14 protein-coding genes are annotated in these 18608 nt (G+C 66.3%); 5 read left to right on the forward strand and 9 right to left on the reverse strand.

Features of this window, described 5'->3' with window-relative positions; all coding sequences use genetic code 11:
* Window positions 1-20 precede the first annotated feature (20 nt).
* Entirely contained in the window at window positions 21-1010 is a 990-nt protein-coding gene (locus tag CEY05_RS28080; RefSeq protein ID WP_088600572.1) for a tripartite tricarboxylate transporter substrate binding protein, read from the reverse strand.
* Between the two features lie 87 nt (window positions 1011-1097).
* Entirely contained in the window at window positions 1098-1835 is a 738-nt protein-coding gene (locus CEY05_RS28085) for an enoyl-CoA hydratase/isomerase family protein (RefSeq protein WP_233161751.1), read from the reverse strand.
* Between the two features lie 121 nt (window positions 1836-1956).
* Here CEY05_RS28085 and CEY05_RS28090 point away from each other — a divergent pair, with 121 nt between their 5' ends.
* Window positions 1957-2661: a GntR family transcriptional regulator gene (locus CEY05_RS28090; RefSeq protein ID WP_088600574.1), complete on the forward strand. Its 705-nt coding sequence runs from the start codon at window positions 1957-1959 to the stop codon at window positions 2659-2661.
* An 11-nt stretch (window positions 2662-2672) separates the two neighbouring features.
* A complete protein-coding gene (locus tag CEY05_RS28095) occupies window positions 2673-3845 on the forward strand; it encodes a CaiB/BaiF CoA-transferase family protein (protein WP_088600575.1) in 1173 nt (390 codons plus the stop codon).
* Here the strand turns inward: CEY05_RS28095 and CEY05_RS28100 are convergent.
* Window positions 3830-4090 (reverse strand): PAAR domain-containing protein, encoded by a 261-nt coding sequence (locus tag CEY05_RS28100; RefSeq protein ID WP_088600576.1) that lies wholly within the window; start codon window positions 4088-4090, stop codon window positions 3830-3832. The genes CEY05_RS28095 and CEY05_RS28100 overlap by 16 nt on opposite strands.
* A 51-nt stretch (window positions 4091-4141) precedes the next feature.
* Window positions 4142-4393 carry a hypothetical protein gene (locus CEY05_RS28105; protein ID WP_088600728.1) on the reverse strand — a complete coding sequence of 84 codons (252 nt, stop codon included), beginning with the start codon at window positions 4391-4393 and terminating at the stop codon, window positions 4142-4144.
* A gap of 217 nt (window positions 4394-4610) precedes the next feature.
* Here CEY05_RS28105 and tssA point away from each other — a divergent pair, with 217 nt between their 5' ends.
* Entirely contained in the window at window positions 4611-5774 is a 1164-nt protein-coding gene (tssA, locus tag CEY05_RS28110) for a type VI secretion system protein TssA (RefSeq protein WP_088600577.1), read from the forward strand.
* Window positions 5775-5873: 99 nt separating this feature from the next.
* Here the strand turns inward: tssA and CEY05_RS28115 are convergent, their stop codons facing one another.
* The 5 genes from CEY05_RS28115 to CEY05_RS28135 all read right to left on the reverse strand — a co-directional run bounded on the left by CEY05_RS28115 (window position 5874) and on the right by CEY05_RS28135 (window position 14100).
* The gene (locus CEY05_RS28115; protein ID WP_088600578.1) at window positions 5874-6668 is read right to left on the reverse strand and encodes an OmpA family protein; all 795 of its coding nucleotides are present in this window, start codon (window positions 6666-6668) and stop codon (window positions 5874-5876) included.
* Between the two features lie 2 nt (window positions 6669-6670).
* On the reverse strand, window positions 6671-7657 hold the full coding sequence (gene tagF / locus CEY05_RS28120; RefSeq protein WP_088600579.1) for a type VI secretion system-associated protein TagF: 987 nt from the start codon (window positions 7655-7657) through the stop codon (window positions 6671-6673).
* Entirely contained in the window at window positions 7657-11472 is a 3816-nt protein-coding gene (gene tssM, locus CEY05_RS28125; RefSeq protein ID WP_088600580.1) for a type VI secretion system membrane subunit TssM, read from the reverse strand. Before tssM ends, tagF begins: the two co-directional genes overlap by 1 nt.
* Window positions 11469-13103, reverse strand: coding sequence for a hypothetical protein (locus tag CEY05_RS28130; protein WP_088607545.1), 1635 nt, complete (start codon window positions 13101-13103; stop codon window positions 11469-11471). Before CEY05_RS28130 ends, tssM begins: the two co-directional genes overlap by 4 nt.
* 130 nt (window positions 13104-13233) lie before the next feature.
* Window positions 13234-14100: a M15 family metallopeptidase gene (locus CEY05_RS28135; RefSeq protein ID WP_088600582.1), complete on the reverse strand. Its 867-nt coding sequence runs from the start codon at window positions 14098-14100 to the stop codon at window positions 13234-13236.
* Between the two features lie 188 nt (window positions 14101-14288).
* On the opposite strand from CEY05_RS28135, the gene CEY05_RS28140 reads away from it, so the two are divergent.
* Together CEY05_RS28140 and CEY05_RS28145 are read left to right on the forward strand one after the other, a co-directional pair.
* The gene (locus CEY05_RS28140) at window positions 14289-15260 is read left to right on the forward strand and encodes a hypothetical protein (RefSeq protein ID WP_088600583.1); all 972 of its coding nucleotides are present in this window, start codon (window positions 14289-14291) and stop codon (window positions 15258-15260) included.
* A 30-nt stretch (window positions 15261-15290) separates the two neighbouring features.
* Window positions 15291-18602 carry a type VI secretion system Vgr family protein gene (locus tag CEY05_RS28145; protein ID WP_088600584.1) on the forward strand — a complete coding sequence of 1104 codons (3312 nt, stop codon included), beginning with the start codon at window positions 15291-15293 and terminating at the stop codon, window positions 18600-18602.
* Window positions 18603-18608: the final 6 nt, after the last annotated feature.

The raw sequence follows: 18608 nt of genomic DNA on the forward strand, positions 1-18608 counted from the left end.
CGCGCCGTGCTGCCCCGCGATCAGTTCGGCTTGATTTGGTTCTGCGAGACCACGCCTTTCCACGTGACCATCTGTTCGTCGATGAACTTCGCCGAGTCCGCGGGGCTGGCACCCATGGGCTCGCCGCCCATCTCGATCAGCTGCTTGCGCACCGTGGGATCGTTGACGGCGGCGTGCGCCGCGGCTGCCAGCTTGTCGATGACGGCCTGCGGCGTGTTGGCCGGCACGAACAGCGCATTCCATTCGTACACCGACATGCCCTTGACGCCTGCTTCTTCGACGGTCGGCACATTGGGCAGCGCCGCGCTGCGCTCGGTGCCGGTGGTGGCCAGCGGGACCACCTTCTCGCTCTGGATGAAGGGCAGGGCAGAGGCGCCATTGGCGAACATGATGGGTACCTGGCCGCCGGCCACGTCCGTCAGGGCCGGGCCGCCGCCCTTGTAGGGAATGTGCACCAGGTCGCCCTTGACGATGCTGGCGAACAGCGCGCCGGCCAGGTGCTGGACCGAACCCGTGCCCGACGATGCATAGGACACCTGGCCGGGCTGCTGGTGAACGTAGTCGACCAGGCTCTTGACGCTGTCCGGCGCGAACTTCGGATTCTTCACCAGCACGTTGGGGAAGCGCACCAGCACGGACACTGGCGCGAAATCCTTCTTGCCGTCGTACGGCAGCTTGGGATACAGGGCCGGGTTGATGGAGAAGCCGGTGGCGTCGAGCATGATGGTGTAGCCGTCCGGCGCGCTGCGCGCCAGCGTGTTGGCACCGATCTGGCCATTGGCGCCGGGGCGGTTTTCCACGATCAGCTGTTGTCCCAGCGATAGCGTCATCTTGGCGGCGACCAGGCGCGCCACGATGTCCGCGCCGCCGCCGGGCGGATAGGTGACGATGAAGCGGATGGGCTTGTCGGGATACGCGTCGGCCGCCTGGGCGCCGGCGGTGTACAGCGTACAAAAGGTAAGGGCCGCGGCCGTTACGGTCAGCAGAAGTCTGCGGGAGTGGGCGGACATGATTGTCTCCTCAGTGTCCATTGGTGGTGCCGCGCCGGCGCATGCCGGTCGCGGAGGCGATGGCAAAAAATAAGGGGCGGCGGTCCTTCAGTGCCCGGAGAAGCGCGGCGCGCGCTTCTCCGCCCAGGCGGCGACGCCTTCCTTCAAGTCGGCGGAACGCAGGGTCTGCGCCTCCAGTTGCTTGAAGGCGGTGAGGTCGAACTGGCCGCGCGCCAAGGCGTCGATCGCCTGTTTGGCGCCGCGGATGGCCAGCGGCGCCTGGTCGCACAGGCGCTGCGTCAACGCGGCGATGCGCTGGTCCAGTTCCTCGGCCGGCACCAGTTCATTCAGGAAGCCGATGCGCAGCATGCCGGCGGCATCGATCTTTTCTCCGAGCAGGAACATTTCCTTGGCGTGCCGCACGCCCAGGCGCTCGGTGTAGCGGCGCAGTCCGGACGGGTAATAAAGCAGGCCCATCTGCGCGGCCGGCATGAACATTTCCGTGGCAGGGGTGCCGATACGGAAATCGCAGGCCAGCGCCAGGTCGGTGGAACCGCCGTATACGCCGCCATGCAGGCGGGCGATGGTTGGCTGCGGCAGCCGTTCGAAGGCATCGACCAGCGCTTCGAATGGGTTGTAGAGAGGACCGGTGGCGGAATCCCCCGCGATTTCCATGATGCGGCGGATGTCGTAGCCCGCGCTGAAGTGGCGGCCTTCCCCTTCCAGCACGACGGCGCGAACCTGGCTGTCCTGCCGCAACTGTGCGCAGAAGCCCATGAGTACGTCCAGGTCCGCCGGCTCCAGGCGGTTCGCGTGAGCAGGGCGACGCAGGGTGATACGGGCCAAGTATCCTTCTATGTTTAACGATGGGGCCTCTGATTTTTTCTCTGTCGTCATATTTAATTTAAATAGTCGGTTGTGTAATTTATAAGATCGATTCTATAATTTTTAGCATGGGATTCGCAATATGAAAGTTAAAGGCAACTTCGCCCTGACGATTCGGGACCGGATCGAGGAAGACATGATCAACGGCCGCTATGCGCCGGGGGAGATGCTCGACGAACTGGTCCTGGCGGAGCGGTATGGCGTGTCGCGCACGCCGATCCGCGAGGCCATTCAGCTGCTGGAAGTCCAGGGGCTGGCCTATCGGGTGCCGCGCGAAGGTGCGTTCGTGGCCAAGCTGTCCAGCAAGGACCTGCTGGCGCTGCTGGAACTGCTCGCCTATCAAGAGGGCCTGTGCGCCATGCTGGCGGCGCGCCGCATCGAGCCGGAGGCGCTGGCCTCGCTCAAGGAACTGGTCGACCGTTGCGACGCGGCCGCGCGCAAGAACGATGTCGAGCTGTATGCCCGCGAGAACGTGGCGTTCCACGAGGTGCTGTATGCCAGCTGCCGCAACGAATACCTGACCCGTGATGTCACCACGCTGCGCAAGCGCTCCCAACTGTATCGACGCAACAACTTCCACCAGGCCGGCCGCATGACCGAGTCGGCGGCGGACCACCGCCGCATCCTGGAGGCCATAGAAAAGCAGGATGAATGGGCGGCCTTCCGTGCCGCGGTGGATCACATCGCCGTGGCGGGGCGCTCGTTCGCCGAATTCCTGATGACGCTGCCGGACGGGTTCGTGGCGGACTCGAACCGGCCTAACCCTTACCCATCCGAAGAAACATAGAGAGGCAAACCATGGCACTATCCCGCTCCAGCAATAACGGCCCCCTCAGCGACCTGATTGTCGTCGACCTCACCCGCTACTTGTCCGGTCCTTATTGCACGCTGCTGCTGGCCGATCTCGGCGCGCGCGTCATCAAGATCGAAAGCCCGGGCAATGGCGACGATTCGCGCTACGTGCCGCCGGGAAAGAGCGGGCAGACTGCCTACTTCATGTCGATCAACCGCGGCAAGGAATCCATCGCGCTGGACCTGAAAAAGCCGGAAGACCGCGCGGTGCTGGATACGCTGATGAGCGAAGCGGACATCCTGGTGGAAAACTTCCGTCCGGGTGTGATGGACAAGTTGGGCTATTCGGCCGACACCATCGCGCAGCGCCATCCCTCGTTGATCTATGGTTCGATCTCCGGCTTCGGCCAGACCGGGCCGTGGCGCGACCTGCCCGCCTATGACCTGGTGGTGCAGGCACTCAGCGGCATGATGAGCATCAACGGCCACCCGGATGGCGAGCCTACCCGTGTCGGCACCTCCATCGGCGATCTGTGCGCGGGCGTGTACGCGGCCTTGGCCATCGTGGCGGCGGTGAACGAACGCCGCCGCACGGGACGTGGCAGCCGTGTCGACGTCGCCATGCTGGATTGCCAGGTGGCGCTGCTGGAAAGCCACTATATGCGCCACCATGTGACGGGCGAGGAGCCGGGCCGCGTCGGTTCGCGCCATCCGCTGATCACGCCGTTCGATACCTTCGCCTGCAAGGATGGCTACATCGTCATCTGCACGGTGGGCGATTCGATGTACCGGTCACTGGTGAACGCCATCGGGCTGCCGGAGCTGGCCGAGCACCCGTCCTACCTGACGCCGCGCGACCGCCTGGACAATACGGAGGCGCTGAAGCGGGAACTGGAGGCGAAGCTGGCGACCGAGGGCCGCGAGTACTGGCTGAAGTTGATCGGCGCCGCGGGCATACCCTGCAGCCCCATCAATTCGATCCCGGAAATGTCCGACAACGAACAGTTGAAGGCCCGCGGAATGTTCGTGGAGTGCGCCGCCGACGACTTCTCGTTCAAGGCGGTGCGTACGCCGGTGCGCACGCAGCCCGGCTTCGCGGAAGGCTACAGCGAGCGCGCGCCGCAATTGAATGAAGACGGTGACCGCATCCGCGGTGAACTGGCTCAGCCCAGCGTATAGAACTGCTGGCTGGCGATGAGGGTGGCGCCGCAGGAAGTCTTCATGCCCTCGACCGCGGTCTTGCGGTCGGAGCCCACATCCGGCGTGCCTTCGACGATGGTGTGCGTGCCGCTGCACTTGGGGCAGGTCACGCGATCGCCGATGCGGGCCATGGGTTGGCCGAAGACGACGACGGTTTCGTCGCCCTCGACCACGACGCCGCCGTGTGACGTGCGGTCGCCTTTACGTATGACAGGACGCGCCATGATGATGAGTGCGTAAGGGGAGAATGCGTGCGCGGTGGATGAGCGTGCGGATCAGCCCAGCGTGCCGTCGGGCGCCAGACGCACGTCACCCGAGACAAATGAGCCGTCCGGTGCCAGGCGTGCCGCGGATTCGCCGCCGATATAGTGGCCATCGGGCGTGCGTTGCGGCGTACCGGCGACGTAGGTGCCGTCCGGCGCGCGCGTGATGGCGCCTTCGCCGCTGACATAAGTGCCATCGGGGGCACGACGAGGCGCACCGCGGTAATAGTGGCCGTCGAAGGCCAGGCGGAAATCGTTGCTCATGACGGGCATACCTTATGGTTCAGGGCTAAGGGGATGCAGCCGCAAATGATATTGGCGAACCCTTGCGCCGGCATCATTATTGGTTACTCATTTTGTAAGAGAGCGTTTCGTCAGCCTTCTACTTGCCGCAACGCTATGGGATCATCCCGTCTCCTATTTCCTGCTTGCAAGATGGCTGTCGCCCGGGCGCGCGCCGGCGAGCCCTCCGCTAATCACAATGACAGACCTCGATACGTTATTGCAGCCGATACCGGGTGATGACCCGTGCGGCGAAGACATGGTGTTCTCGGCCGAATTCGACCAGATCCGTGAAGCGCGCCGCTTCGATCAACCGGGGCTGGAGCAGGGCGATTGGGTCATCGATCTGAAGGAAGCGGATTGGCCGCAGGTGGTGCATCTGTGCGGCGTCGTCCTGCGTGAGCGCAGCAAGGACATCCGTGTCGCCGCCTGGCTGGCCGAAGCATGGGCGCGCCGCGAAGGGTTTGGCGGCTTGCGCGATGGCTATCGCCTGGTCGAGGCCTTGTGCCGGGATTATTGGGAAGGCCTGCATCCGCGCGCCGAGGACGGCGATGCGGCGCAACGCATAGGCAACCTGGGCTGGCTGATCAGCCAGTCACGCCAGCTGGTCGTCGAGATCCCGCTGACCCGCAGTGAAGCCGGCCGTTATGGCCTGGCCGTATGGGACAGTGCCGTCCAGCTGGCCAATGCCATCAAGCGCGCGCCGCAAGATGCGTCTGAACTGAGCCGCGGCAAGGTCACGCAGGACCAGTTCGATGCCGCGCGCCGCGACACGCCGCCTGCGTTCTATTCCGAACTGCTGGTCGACCTGGACGGTTGTGCACAGGCCCTGGACAGCCTGGACCAACTGCTGCAAGAACGCCTGGGCGACGAGGGGCCGTCGTTCTCCGCCTTGCGTGAAGCCTTGCGCAATGCTTCTGCCCTGGCTACCCGGTTCGCTCGCGAAGCGGGACTGCTGGTGCGCAGCGACAGCGGTGCGCCGAATGCTTCCGCCGCCGGGGGCGCCGGAGCCAGTCACACCGATACCGCCAACGCAGCCCTGCGCGGGCAAGCCGAACGCCTGGAACCCACCATGACCATTCCGGAGCAATCCTCGTCTGTCGGCGGACAGCCCGCCGGCCAGCCCGCGGTCGCGCGGGGGCCGATCCAGACGCGTGACCAGGCCCTGCACCAGCTGCGTGAAGTGGCCGACTTCTTCCGCCGCACCGAACCGCACAGCCCGGTCGCCTACCTTGCCGACAAGGCCGCCAGCTGGGGCGAAATGTCCCTGCACCTGTGGCTGCGCACCGTCCTCAAGAACGACCAGGGATTGGCGGACCTGGAAGAACTGCTTGGCGTTCCCAAGACGGGGAATGAAGGATAGAAAGACTATCCGCACCCTGGCCGTGACGGTGGAAGCGCCGCCGGCACAGGGCGATAAAGAAGGTTGCCCTCACGGTAGCCGCCCCCAGGGACCCCGCCATCAACTGCCGGCGCGGAATTCGATGCGGCGGTTCTTGGCCCGGCCTTCAGGCGTGGAATTGGTCATCAAGGGCTGATCCGGCCCCACACCCACGGCGTCGAAGCGCGCGGCGGGCAGCCCCTTCTCCACCATGTAGGCCTTCACCGCATCCGCCCGTGCCTGGCTCAACGCCAGATTGGTAGGGCGGCTGCCGGAACTGTCCGTGTGCCCGATGATCTGCACCTTGTCGGCGCGGATGCGCGGCAGCACATTGGCGATCTCGTCCAGCAATTCGCGCCCACGCGTCGTCAACGTCGCGCTGCCGGTTTCGAACTCCACCGTGCGGTTCGAGAGCAGGTTGTCGAGCATCCCCTGTTCGTCCTTCGCCGCCGCCACCCTCAAGCCATTGACGATCTTGTAGGTCGGATTCAAAGCAGTCGCCAGGCTGCTGGCGATCTGCTGGCGCGAGGCCTCGTTCTGCACCTCGCCGCGCAGGCTGATCTGCGTCCCGTCGATATCCAGCTGCCCCCGATTGATCTGCTTCAAGGGTGGCGAAATCATCTTGCCGACGTGCGTGCTCCAGTTGGGCGGGGCCACCACTCCACCCACGTCGATGCGGTCGATCACATTGCCCACGCCGTACAGCTGCTGCAGCTTGGCCAGCACATCGGCCTTGGTGGCCTGGTCGGGAACGGCGCCGCTGGCCACCACCTGGCCCGGTTGGGGAACGACGTTGGCGGGCACCACCGTGGCGGCGTCCTGGGCGGCGCAGGCGCCGGACAGCGCGAAGGCCGCGGCAAAGAAAGCCAGGCGCATAGTCATGCTCCGATAAAAACTTCGCGGAAAGTGTCGAGCGCCGTGCGCAGCGACAATTTCGGTTGATCGAGATAGCTGGCCAGCTTGGCCAGGCCATGGCTGGCGCTCACGTGTTCGCTTACCCACGGCGCCTGGTCCAGCACGATGTTCTGCGCCGCCAGCACCTGCGGCGTCGACAGCAGGCTGGCCAGCGTATGCGGTGACGCCCCGCGGAAGCCGATCACCAGCCTTTGCTTGCCGGCGATCTGGCCCACGAACGTGGCCACCTCGAAATCCGCCAGCGCCAGGAACGGCGTCACCAGCGTCATCCAATAGGCCGCTACCAGGTTCGCATACATCGGATCGCTGGGCAGCGGCAAGGCCAGGCCCTGGTCCAGGTGGGACGCGCCGCTGTTCATCACGGGTTCCAGCAGGATGCCCAAGGCCAGGATCACGTCGTGCAGGCGCACTTCGTGGCCATCGCCGCGCAGCATCTGTTCCACGCGTTCCAGCGTCTGCACGTCGACGAACGTATCGAAGCCATCGTCCGGCGCGATATGGATGGCGCCTTCCAGGCTGTTCAAGGACTGCAGCCCGGAACTGGAATCCGCATCCTTGATCAGCGTCGTCGTTACCGAGTCGAGCCGGTTCCACAGGCGGCTGAACGACACCGGACTGCGCGCCATGAATTCCTGCGGCCGCGAGACCTCCAGCGACGTCGCGCTAAGGAAGGGGAAGCGTCGCCCGGACTGGTCCTGGCTGGGACGCAGGTGGCCCGCCACCGCGATCTTGCTGCGCGGACCCAGGAACGCGAAATTGAAACCCGCCGCGTCGTCGTACAGCGTCTTCCAATGCGGGTCCTGTGCCAGCAGCTCCATGGTGTTGGCGGCCCAGGCGTCCAGGCTGGCCATCAACTGGGGATGCGTGGTGCTGCGCACGAAGTCGCCGCGCGAAGGGATCTTGCCGAAGTAAGCCGCGCGGTAGGCGGGCGATTGCAAAGGTGCGTTCATTATTTGCCCCCTGTACGAGCGGGGGCGGGCGCCGGCGCTGCCACACGGTTGTCCGCCACGTTGGCCGGCGTGGGTGCCACCACCGCCTGGGGCAGGCGCAGATTGCGCAGGCCCTGGCCGCTGGAAGGTTCGCTGGCGCCAGACCCGGCCGCCTGGGCGTTGCTGATGATGCGTAGCGTGACGGGGACCGAAACGCCGGCTTTGGACCAGGTCATATTGAAACTACCGTCTGGATTGGAAGTGCGTTGCGCCGAACCTATGAGCTTCTCCAGGCCGTAGCGGCCGGGCTCGTTCACCACCTCGACCACGCTGCCATCGAAGGCCGTGGCCGTGATGCGGGCACCCGGGGCGCCCTGGGCATTGGGCCACACGAAATTGACCCACTGCGGCGGCGTATTGCGATAGCGCAATTGCTGGCCGTCGATCTCGATGGTGTACTCGGTCACGCCCTGGGCGGGCTTGGGCTGGATCTGGAACAGCGTCTGCGGCTGCGCTGCCGCGCCCCCGCCGGCCGCCGCGCCCGACAACGGCGCCACCCACTGGGAGAAATTGGCGGTGAAGGTCGGCAGCAGGTTCACGCCCAGGTCGCCCCAGGTACGCGCCGTCAACACGTCGCCGCGGCGCACGGTCAGCGGGCTCAGCGTGTCGGACACGAACTTGGCGATGGCGCCTTGCGGGCCGAAGATCTGGCCGATCTCCTGCGAGCTGGCTTCCACGGTGGCGTTGGGCGAGAAGGGATACTTCTCGGCCAGGTCCTGGTTGAAGGGCTGGTAGATTTGTGCCGTCCACACCTTGTTCAGTTCACGTTCGGCGGGTTGCAGCGTCACCGCATAGGCCTGCACCAGCGGGCGCACCAGCAGCGGGCGCAGCGTTTCGCGCTGGGTATCGGTCAGCCCGGCCAGCATCTGCTCGTCGACAATCTTCAAGGCGTCGGCCAGTTCCGATTCCTTGCCTTCCAGCGTCTGGCGCATCAACACCAGCGCGCCGGGGCCGGGATCGCCCTGGTTGTTGAGCGTGTTGAAGCGCGTGCGAATCTTCGACAAGGCCGCCATGTAGTTGCCCAGCAGCGACTGGTTCTCATGGGCCACCACGAGGCGCGCCACGTCGGAGAACTCGCGGCCCACCGGTCCCATGGGCAAGGTGTTGTTGGGATTCTCCTTGACCTGCGGGGCCGTGCTCTGGCGCAGCACTTCACGCTTGAACCAGGCCACCACGCCGGTCTGCGTCTGCTGCAGGCCGGTGCTGATCAGCGACGGATTGTCCCAGGACGTCTGGTCGTAGGCGGTGTTGATCAGCTTGGCGATGGGCGAGGTTTGCGGATCGCCCAGGCGGTTCATCGCGTCCACGGCCTGGCTGAAGCTGGTGAAGGGCTGGATGCTGACGCCGCCGAGAAACTTCTTCCATTCCTCCGCGTATTCGGTCTTGTACATCGTGTCCAGGCTCTTCTGGATCTGCTCCGGGCTGCCTTCCAGCGTCAGGTCGTCGCGCGCATTCACGCCCAGCACCCAGTCGGTGGTCTGCAGTTCCTTGCTGGAAGCTTCGCGGATGGCGGGCTGCACGTACTGCTCCCAGGCCTCGCGGGTGAACGTGCCGGGAATGGCGTAGCTGCCGGCCATCACCACGTTGTCCTGGTTGCCGACGATGCGGGCCACGGTCATCGTCTGGAAGCGGGTGGCGGCGCGTGCCTTGATGGTGGCGTAGGCGCGTTCGCGCGCCGGCATGCCTTGCATCACGGTGCGCAGATTGCCGCGAGTGCGCTCGACCAGCGCCAGGTTCAGGTTGATGCGCGGCCATTCGGTGTCGGAAGAGCGCGAAGCGTAGAAGGAGATCATGCGCTCCGCATTGCGGATCAGGGCGTCGCGCGGCATGGTGCCGCGGTTGGTCTCCAGCCAGCCGCGCCAGAAGCGCGTGATCTGGTCTGACAGATGGGTCGGGTCGACGTGCTCCCGGTTCGACATCATCAGGTAAGTCTTCAGCGCGTTATAGGCGTCCTGCGGATTGGTCGGCGAGGAGTCCTGGAACAGCGTGTCGGGCGCCGCGGCCGCCACCGGCACGGGGCGCGCCGCCGGCTGGCCGTTCGCATTGGCGGGGGTGCCGAAGCTGCCGACCCGCGCCAGGTAGTCTTCCAGGCTGCCCTTGACCGGCATCAGCATGATCTGGTTCAGGCCGGCGTAGTACTCCTGCAGCAGCCGATGGCGCAGCTCGTCGCCCTGGTACAGCCCCAGGCCCAGCGACACGGGCCGGCTGGTGGCGTAGCGGTCGAGCTGCTCGATGCGGTCCTGCAGGATCTGCATGGCTTCCAGGCGGCTTTGCAGGTCGGAGCCTTCCTGCTGCATGCGCACGACCTTGTCCATGTCGGCCTGCACGTTCGAGGCCAGCTGGCGGTTGCCCATATAGGACCAGGTCCAGCCGCCCAGCACCAGGCCCAGCACCAGCACCAGGCCGAAGAAGCCCAGGTAGCGCATGCGCACCTTGCCCGGGCTGGCGTGCTGGCGCACCAGTTTCTTGTCGGAAAAGATGACGTTGGAGAACAGGTCACGCAGGAAGTAGCCGTTGTGCGAGGACACGTGCTGCGTGGTCTCGCGCCGCGACGCCGTCAGGGCGAAGCGTTCGGCCAGCTTGTCGGTGGAGGTGCTGCGGGCCACGCCTTCCTGCAGGGCGCTGGTGAAGTAGAAGCCGCGGAAGATGGGCTTGTACTGGAAGGGATTGGTCTCGAACAGCGTGGACAGGAACGTCCGCAGTGCCGGCTTGATCGAGGCGAATTCCAGCGGGAAGGTCAGCAGGCCGGGGGGCAGGTCGCCGGAGCGGCGCAGGGAGATCTGCGCGGTGCCCATTTCCTTCAGGCCTTCGTAGAGTTCGTCGAAGCGCGTGTCGAACAGCGACAGCACGTCGCGGCTTTCCTCGGCGCCATAGGGCAGGGTGGCGCCCCACACGCGGTTGCGTTCCCGTTCGTCGCTGTCGGCGAAGAACTCGTCGAAGCCGGAGATCAGGTCGGCCTTGGTGAAGATGATGTAGACCGGCGCGAAGACTTCCAGCCGGTCTATCAGTTCCTGGACACGCTGGCGCAGGTTCTTGGCCAGCTCGATGGCGAATTCCGGTCCGGACGCCGACAGCTCGTCGATGCTGGCGGCCACGATGATTCCGTTGATGGGCGCGCGTGTACGGTGCTTCTTGAGCAGGTCCAGGAAGCCCAGCCATTCGTCGCGGTCTTCCTCGTGCACGGAGTAGCGGCCGGCGGTGTCGAGCAATATCCCTTCCGTGGTGAAGAACCAGTCGCAGTTACGCGTGCCGCCCACGCCGCGCACGGCGGCGCCGTTCTTGTCGGCGAAGGGGAATTGCAGGCCTGAATTGATCACCGCGCTGCTCTTGCCGGCGGCGGGGTTGCCGATGACGATGTACCAGGGCAGTTCGTACAGGGCCTGGTTGCCGGACAACTGGCCGATCTTCGACGTCTTGATGGTGCGCACCGCTTGCGACATGCGTTCGCGCAGGGCCTGCACGTCGCCGCGCGAGGTGCTCTTGCCGGTCTGCGCCTGCTTTTCCAGCACGTCGCCCAACTGGTCATTGGCCTTGCGTGACCGGGCGCGGCGGATGATGAAGAACAGCAGCCACAGCACCAGGAAGACGCCTAGCGCCGTGCCGGCCCACATCAGCCCCGTCTCTGGCGTATCGGCCAGCAGGAACAGGAAAACCAGCAGGGCGATCAAGCCGAAGAAGATGAACGTCTTCGGGCTGGAGGCGATGCGGGATAACCAGGAGCGAATATCGCTCAGGAAACTGGTGAAGCTGGAAAACAGTCCGGAAGGGCTGGTCATGTCGAGGACGGAAGGGAAGGATTCGTCGGAGGATACGATTCGAAGCTGGCCACGACGGCGATGCCGCGCAGCAGGGGATCCTGGGTCAGCACGGCCAGCACCGGCGCATTCAGCGCCTCGCTGGCGTCGGCGGCCAATGCCAGGGCCAGCAGGGCCGCGCCAGCGCCGACATGGCCGCAGCCATTGCCCGCGGCCAGGCAGTCTTGATTGGGGTCCAGATGGGGCGCGAGTGCAGATGCCAGTTGCAGGATCTCGATGGGCCGGCTGCCGCGATGGTCGGCGTCGCTGACCAGCGCCGCCAGACTGCCGGCGGCCAGGCCCTGTTCCTGCAGCAGCGTCTGCGCCAGGCCGGGCAGGGCCGGATCGGCGGCGGCGCCGCGCGCATCGGCCGAGGCCGCGCGACTGGCGTAAGGCGCCAGCGTTGCGACGTACTGGCCTTGCCCTGGCGCCGGCACTGCCGCCAGCAGCAGCGCGGCCGCGGCTTCGCCCGGCACCATGCCTTGCGGCTGTTCGGCCGTCATCAGGCGGCGCTGGCCTTGCCACGCGCTGGCGCGGCCTTGGCTGATGTAGGAATCCGCGGCGGCGACGATGCGCAGGGGCGAGGGTTCGGGTCCGAGCGGGCCGTTGTTGCGGGCGAGGTCGTTGCGGCCGGCGTTGTTGCCAGCGTTGTTGCCGGTGTTATTGCCGGTGTCCCTGGCTGCATTCGTATCGAAGCGCGGAACCTGGCTGGTGCCGCCCGCGTTATTGCGGTAGGACGTGGCCGGCGTCGCGGCCTGTGCCTGGGCCCGGGCCTGTATCTCGGCTTGTGCTTCGGCCGTGCGCATGCCGATGGTGTGGAGATGTGCCGGCACGGTGGTGTCGTCGCTGACCTCGTGTGTCACCAGGGCCAGGCGGGCTGCCGGCCACGCCGCGCCGGCGGCGGCTATGCCACGCAGGGCACCGGCCGCGACCGGGACGGCGCGATCCCGCGCGGCGGCGGTCCACGCGCCCGGCAGCATCACGTCCACGTGCAGCATGGGCCAGTCCTCGTCCTTCTCGCTGGGCCCTGCCGGCATCCGAACGGACAGGACATGGTCCACGGCGCGGTCGCGGGCGTCCTCCATCACGGCGCGCAGCAGCGCGGTCGCGCGCAGGGCCTCGTCGTCCTGGGCCTCGTACGGCACGTCGGCGGCGACGGCCTGCATGCGCAGTTCGTTGGTATCCAGCGTGCCGACACGCGCGCCGAACACAGGAAAACCGCGCACGTCCTTCAGTTGCGGATCGAGTTGGGGGCGGCCCTGTTCGGCCAGAGCCTGGCGCGTGCTGGCGGCATCCGCGCCGACCGCGGTGCGCACCGATGCGCCCAGCAGAGCGAGGCGCGCCGTCAGGGTGCGTTGCGCTGGCGCCGCGGCCGTCGCCGTCGCCGTGGTCGTGGCCGCCGCGCCCTGGGCCTTGGGCGCGCGCGCGGCGCGGGCCGTGCGCAGGCCCAGCCAGCCCAGGCACAGCAAGGTCAGCGGCAGTACGAACAGCAGCAGGGCGATGTCCACCGCCGTGGGCAGCGCGCGCGTTTCCTGCCACCAGATGATGACGGCCAGCCACACCACGCCGAACACCAGCGCAATGATCAAACCGGACTTGAGGAGACGGGACATATCTGGATTACGAGGGCAGCGTTATGTTTTTGATTCGGGATCGGGGCGGTTCGGCGCGTTTCAGGTTTGGTCGTTCCGGTCTGTGCGTTCGGGTCTATACGTTTAGGTTTGTTCGTCGGGATTCAAGCGGTCATTTTTGTGGCGGCGGCTGCCCCAGCTTCACGCCGGGCTTGTGGAACTCCACGTGGCCGTAGTCTGCGAACTTCCAGTGGCCGCCCCATGTCAGGCCGACGCGCTCCGCCACCTCGCCATAGAGCTGGTAGCCGCGTAGCGCCCAAGGATCCTTCTCCGAGATGACGATCTTGCCATCGCGCAGGAATGCGTTGTCCGCGGCCAGGCCGTATTGGTGATAGCTCTGCCAGGCGCCGGCGTTGGTCACGACCGGGCCATCCTTGTCCAGCAGTTCCTGTTGCCGCTCGGGGCTGCGGTAGCCCTCGATCAACACCATCTCGTAGCCGTACTGATCGCGCATGATCTGGTAGACCAGCAGCAGGCGCTGGGTGAAATCGGCGTCCAGCAATTCCCACTTGCGGCTGGCCGTGACGATGTTCGGACGCACCATGACCACCTCGGCGGTGGTGAAGGCTTCCGGGGGCAACGGGGGGGGCGGAACCAGCCTTTCCCCAGCCAAAAGCGCTTCAATTTGTACGTTAGGATTTCGTAAATCCGTCTCGTAAACAAATGTGTGATTGTGTCTCATGAGGAAAGCAAAAAAGGTCGGAAGAGACACCACCAATACCACCAGGCCCGTTTGCCAGCGGTGGCGATTCATGAAGCTGCCCACCCCTTTTCCCGCCGCCGCGACGCCTCCGGCCACCCCGCCGAGCAGGCCGCCCACCCGGCCGCCAGCCCGTTCTGTCGAGCGGGCGACACCACGGCGCAGGCCATGCAGGCAGGCGCGTATTCCCCGCAGCGTCGTAGTGCGCAGCGCGGGGAAAAACAGCCATGCCGAGATCAAGACCGCGGCGAGAAAGTAGACGGGCAGAAGGATGAGCAAAAGAGGTCACCAGGGCGAAGGCGTAATCTTTTGTCTTAACTGCGGTTGAAGCAATAGCGTCAACGCATCAAACTCGCGTCTGAGTTCCTGAAATCGTAACAAGGTGCAATGCCTGATGGGCATGACCGGAACGCGATCGACGACCTGGATAAACGGAGGGCATGGGCCCTCGCAACACGGGTAGACGCATGGCATTAGACGACGCGACATCGGCCGCACCCGGCCGGACGCCCAGCCTGTTGGCGGGACGTTCGGATGCGGGCGCGCGCGATTCCCAATCGTCACGAATCCTGGCAGCGCTGGAAGGCCGCGCGCCGCAGGCGGAACGGCAGCACATGCCGGCCGCGAAGAAGCGTTCTTCGCGCGCGTGGTGGTTGTTGCTCCTGATCCTGTTATTGATAGGGGCCGGGGGCGGCGCCGCGTGGTGGCGCATCCAGCAGAAGGCGAGGGCCACGGAGATGCCGTCGGGGACGGTCATTGCGAACGGCAATGCCGGTGGCGCTGGCCAGGCCGGCGCGGCCAATGCCGCGGCTGGCAATGGTGCTGGGTCCGCAGGCAGTTCGTCCTCTGGCGCTGCGCTGCCGGCTTCGGCGCCTGGTGCGTCTGCCGCGCCTGCCGCGTCTGCTTCAGGCAATGTGGACAAGTCCGCCGCCGAGGCCGCCCCGCCCGCGACGGCATCCATCGTCGATGCACCCGGTTCGAATCGCGATGCGAATTCGATCGCGGCTGCCGATGCGCGTCGCGCCGAGGATGACAAGCCGCCATCCAATCCCTTGTCGGCATTGGCCGCTGCGCCCGCCGTACCGCCGCAGCAGGCCGCGTTGGCGGAGCACAAGCCGGCGGACGGCAAAGGCGCTGCCGCCAAGAGCGAAGGCAAGGCGGCTGCTCGCAACAGCCACACCGCCAAGGCCAAGAAGAAACCCGACGGCGACGCCGCGCTGCTGTCCGCGCTGATGTCCTACGGCCTGCCGCCGCCCACCTCGGCGACGGCAACCGCCGCCTTGCCCGGCGCGCCGCTGGCCGAACGCCTGCAACAGTGCCGCCGCAAGCCTTTCCTGGAAAGCGAGCAATGCCGCTTGCAGGTGTGCGCCGGCCAATGGGGCCTGGCGCCCGAATGTCCCAATCCGCAGGCGCAGACGCAGACACCGAAGCGTCCCTGACGTGTCCTATCCATCGCCGATCTACTACCCATGACGACGAATGCCCTGGCCGACTTGCTCAGTTCCAACGCCCGGCTCTACAGCCTGGATGGCGAAGGCGCCCTGGCGCGCCTGCACGTCGAAGCCTGGATAGCCCGCGAGGCATTATCGGGCCTGGGCGAGTTGCGCATCCTGGCCCTGGCCGACGATGCCGGGCTGGACCTGGACGACATGGTGTCGCGCCCCGTGACGCTGTGGACCACGCGCGCTGACGGCAGCCGCTATGGCCGCAGCGGGGTGCTGCGGCAGGCTGAACTTCTGGCTGGCGATGCAGGCATGGCGCGTTACCGCCTGACCGTCGTGCCATGGTTGTGGCTGGCGACGCAGCAACGCCGCAGCCGGATGTTTGAACAGCGTGCATTGCTCGACATCGTGCAACACGTGCTGGATGGCTATGAAGGGTGCACCAGCCAGATCGCCGACGATGTGCAGGATTACCTGGCCGATCTGCCGGTTCGCCCCTACACCACCCAATACCGCGAATCCGATTACGACTTCCTGTCGCGTCTGCTGGCCGAAGCAGGGCTGGGCTGGACGTCGGTGGAAGATGAAGACGCTCCGCTGAAACATGCGGTGCGCATCTTCGCCGACAGCCGCGGTTTGCCGGAGGATCCTGAATCGGCGCAGCAGGGCGTGCGCTTCCACCGGGCCGATGCCACTGAGTCGCGCGACACCGTGCAGGCGTTCGCGCGCCGCTATCGGCAGGGCGCCGGCCGGGTGACCGTGCTGGGCTGGCATGCGTCAGGGAAATACGCGGTGTCTGGTGAAGCCAGCGCCAGCAGTGCGGGCGGCGACGATGCTTTGGTGCCAGAGTGGTACGAAGCCGCGGGCCACGGTGCGTTCGAGAACGAAGCCCAGGCGCAACGCCAGGCCACCGTCGCGCTGGAAAGCATACAGGCGCGCATTGAAACCTTTGCAGGCCGTGGCGGTGTGCGCACCTTCCGATCAGGAACGCGTTTCCGCCTGGACGATATGTCGCCGTTGGGGCCATCCAGCGAAGAGGGTTTCGAACCTCTGTTTGCGCTGGATCGCATCGAACACGTCGGTGTGAACAACCTGCCAGTTGCCGCGCAGGCAACGTTGGAAACGCAACTGGGCGGTATGGCGCAATGGTTGGATTACGACACGCCGCCGTACGCCGACGAGCGCATGGTTGTCCCGACCGATGACCACCACGCGCAGACGCCCGATGCTGCCGTCCTGGCAAAGGCCCGTGCCGTGGGCTACGCCAACGCCTTTGACGCAGTGCGTTGCGATCGCCCGTGGCGCGCTGCGCTGGCGGGCGGCCGTGGCGCCCGTTTCCACGCCGCATCGACGGCCCATGGCGTGCATACCGCGTTGGTGGTCGGCGCGGACGGCACGGGCGGCGCAGCGCAGTCCGGCGACACCGAAGAAATCCACCGCAACCGGCGCGGCGACGTGCGGGTTCGTTTCCACTGGCAGGAAGCACAAAGCGACGGCGAAGCACATAGCCGCTGGGCCCGCGTGGCACAACGCCAATCCGGCGCCGGCATGGGCATGACCTTCGTCCCGCGCATCGGCCAGGAAGTGCTGGTACGTTTCCTGGACGATGACATCGACCAGCCGGTCGTCGTGGGCGCCGTCTACAACGGCCGTGGCGAGGGCGGAGCACCTGCCACGCCAGGCGGCCGCACGGTACAGGAAGCCGACACCTCGGCCTTCGCCGCCGCACGCGACATGATCCCCAGCGGACAGGCCAACCTGGCCGGCGGCAACGCCCCGGCATGGCACGGCGCGGCCGCCGCCGACGACGCCCACCGCAACGCCGCTGCCCTAAGCGGTTTCAAGAGCAAGGAATTCGGCGGCGCGGGCTACAACCACGTGGTGTTCGACGACAGCGACGGTCAACAGCGTCTGCAATTGAAAAGCACCCAGTCCGCCACCGAACTGAACCTCGGCCACATCATCCACCAGGCCGGCAACTATCGTGGCGGTGTCCGCGGCACCGGCGCCGAACTGCGTTCCGATGCCTACGGCGCGGTGCGTGGCGGCGCAGGCGTCCTGATCACGTCCTACCACGGCGACGACACCGAGCCCGCCGGGGAAGCAGCCGGCGTGCAAGCACTGGCCAAGCAGGCCGACAAGCTCTCAAGGACCCTGGACAAAGGCGCGGCCGATCACGAGGGCGTGCGCCTGGCCGCCGCGGCAGGAACCGAAAAGCCCGACACCAGCATCCTCGACGACAAGAAAGCCCCCCTGGCCGCCATGCAGGCAGCCGTCGCCTCGGGTGTCTCCGGCGAAGACCTGCCTACCGCAAAGCGCGACGCGGCCGATCGCAATACCCAGACGGGCGACGGCAAGGTTCCCCACCTGGGCGACGCGGCCATCTTCGTGGCCGCGCGCGCGGGCCTGGTGCAGACCGCAGGCGAACACATGCAGGTGACCGCCGGCGAAACCGTACATTGGTCTGCCGGACGCCACCAGAACCTGGCGTCCATGGGCAATCTGCGCGTGCACACCGGCCAGGCGCTGGGCGTGGTGGCAGGCGTGCAGCGCGGCGGCGAGCCGGGGCTGAGCGTCATCGCCGGCCAGGGCCCCTTGCTGGTGCAGGCGCAGAAAGACGTGATGACCGTCACCGCACGCGAAGCCGTCCACGTTTCCAGCGCGTCAGCGCAGGTCGAACTGGCCGCGCCCAAGCGCATCCGCATCGCCACGGCGCAGGGTGCCAGCATCGTGCTGGAAGGCGGCAACATCACCGTCAACGCCCCGGGCCGCATCGACGTGCACAGCGCGGACAAGAAATTCACCGGCCCGGATTCCATGTCGTATTCCCTGCCGGCCTTCGCCCAGGGCGAAGATGAACCCTTCAAACTGGGCTTGCGCCTGCAGGACATGCCGGGCGCGCATGGCGTGGCACCGGAGGGCGAAACCTGGCGCATCGTCAAGGTGCCGTCCGACCTGGCATCGGTGGACGAGGGCGGCCGCCTGGATCCCGCGATTTTCGATTCAAGCCAATGGGACGAGGTGCTGCACGAAGGCACCACCCCCGCCGACGGCACGCTGGCCCTGGACGAGGCCCAGCAGCGCGCGCTCAACGCCAAGGTGACGCAGTACCCCGGCCGCGTGTGGCTGGTGCGGGGGCTGCACGCGCAAGCCATGACGCCGGCCCGCTACAGCACCGACGGCTCGCAGGCTTCTTCCAACAAGGTGCTGGACGCCCTGAACTTCGCGCGCAACGGCACGCGGCTGGACGGCAACTATGCCGACTGGCTGAGTGAACACGCGGTCGCCGACGGCGACGTCCAAGGCGTGGGACAACTGAAGCCGAAGACGGACGCCTGAACCTTC

It is taken from the genome of Achromobacter sp. HZ34 (assembly GCF_002209485.1).
Lineage (GTDB): Bacteria > Pseudomonadota > Gammaproteobacteria > Burkholderiales > Burkholderiaceae_B > Bordetella_C.

Bases quoted from the DNA above. Each gene is read 5' to 3' on its own strand.
- CEY05_RS28140 (WP_088600583.1), top strand. From the start codon at position 14,289: ATGGCATTAGACGACGCGACATCGGCCGCACCCGGCCGGACGCCCAGC.
- tssA (WP_088600577.1), top strand. From the start codon at position 4,611: ATGACAGACCTCGATACGTTATTGCAGCCGATACCGGGTGATGACCCG.
- CEY05_RS28095 (WP_088600575.1), top strand. From the start codon at position 2,673: ATGGCACTATCCCGCTCCAGCAATAACGGCCCCCTCAGCGACCTGATT.
- CEY05_RS28130 (WP_088607545.1), bottom strand. From the start codon at position 13,103: ATGTCCCGTCTCCTCAAGTCCGGTTTGATCATTGCGCTGGTGTTCGGC.
- CEY05_RS28080 (WP_088600572.1), bottom strand. From the start codon at position 1,010: ATGTCCGCCCACTCCCGCAGACTTCTGCTGACCGTAACGGCCGCGGCC.
- CEY05_RS28145 (WP_088600584.1), top strand. From the start codon at position 15,291: ATGACGACGAATGCCCTGGCCGACTTGCTCAGTTCCAACGCCCGGCTC.
- tssM (WP_088600580.1), bottom strand. From the start codon at position 11,472: ATGACCAGCCCTTCCGGACTGTTTTCCAGCTTCACCAGTTTCCTGAGC.
- CEY05_RS28115 (WP_088600578.1), bottom strand. From the start codon at position 6,668: ATGCGCCTGGCTTTCTTTGCCGCGGCCTTCGCGCTGTCCGGCGCCTGC.
- CEY05_RS28105 (WP_088600728.1), bottom strand. From the start codon at position 4,393: ATGAGCAACGATTTCCGCCTGGCCTTCGACGGCCACTATTACCGCGGT.
- CEY05_RS28090 (WP_088600574.1), top strand. From the start codon at position 1,957: ATGAAAGTTAAAGGCAACTTCGCCCTGACGATTCGGGACCGGATCGAG.
- tagF (WP_088600579.1), bottom strand. From the start codon at position 7,657: ATGAACGCACCTTTGCAATCGCCCGCCTACCGCGCGGCTTACTTCGGC.
- CEY05_RS28100 (WP_088600576.1), bottom strand. From the start codon at position 4,090: ATGGCGCGTCCTGTCATACGTAAAGGCGACCGCACGTCACACGGCGGC.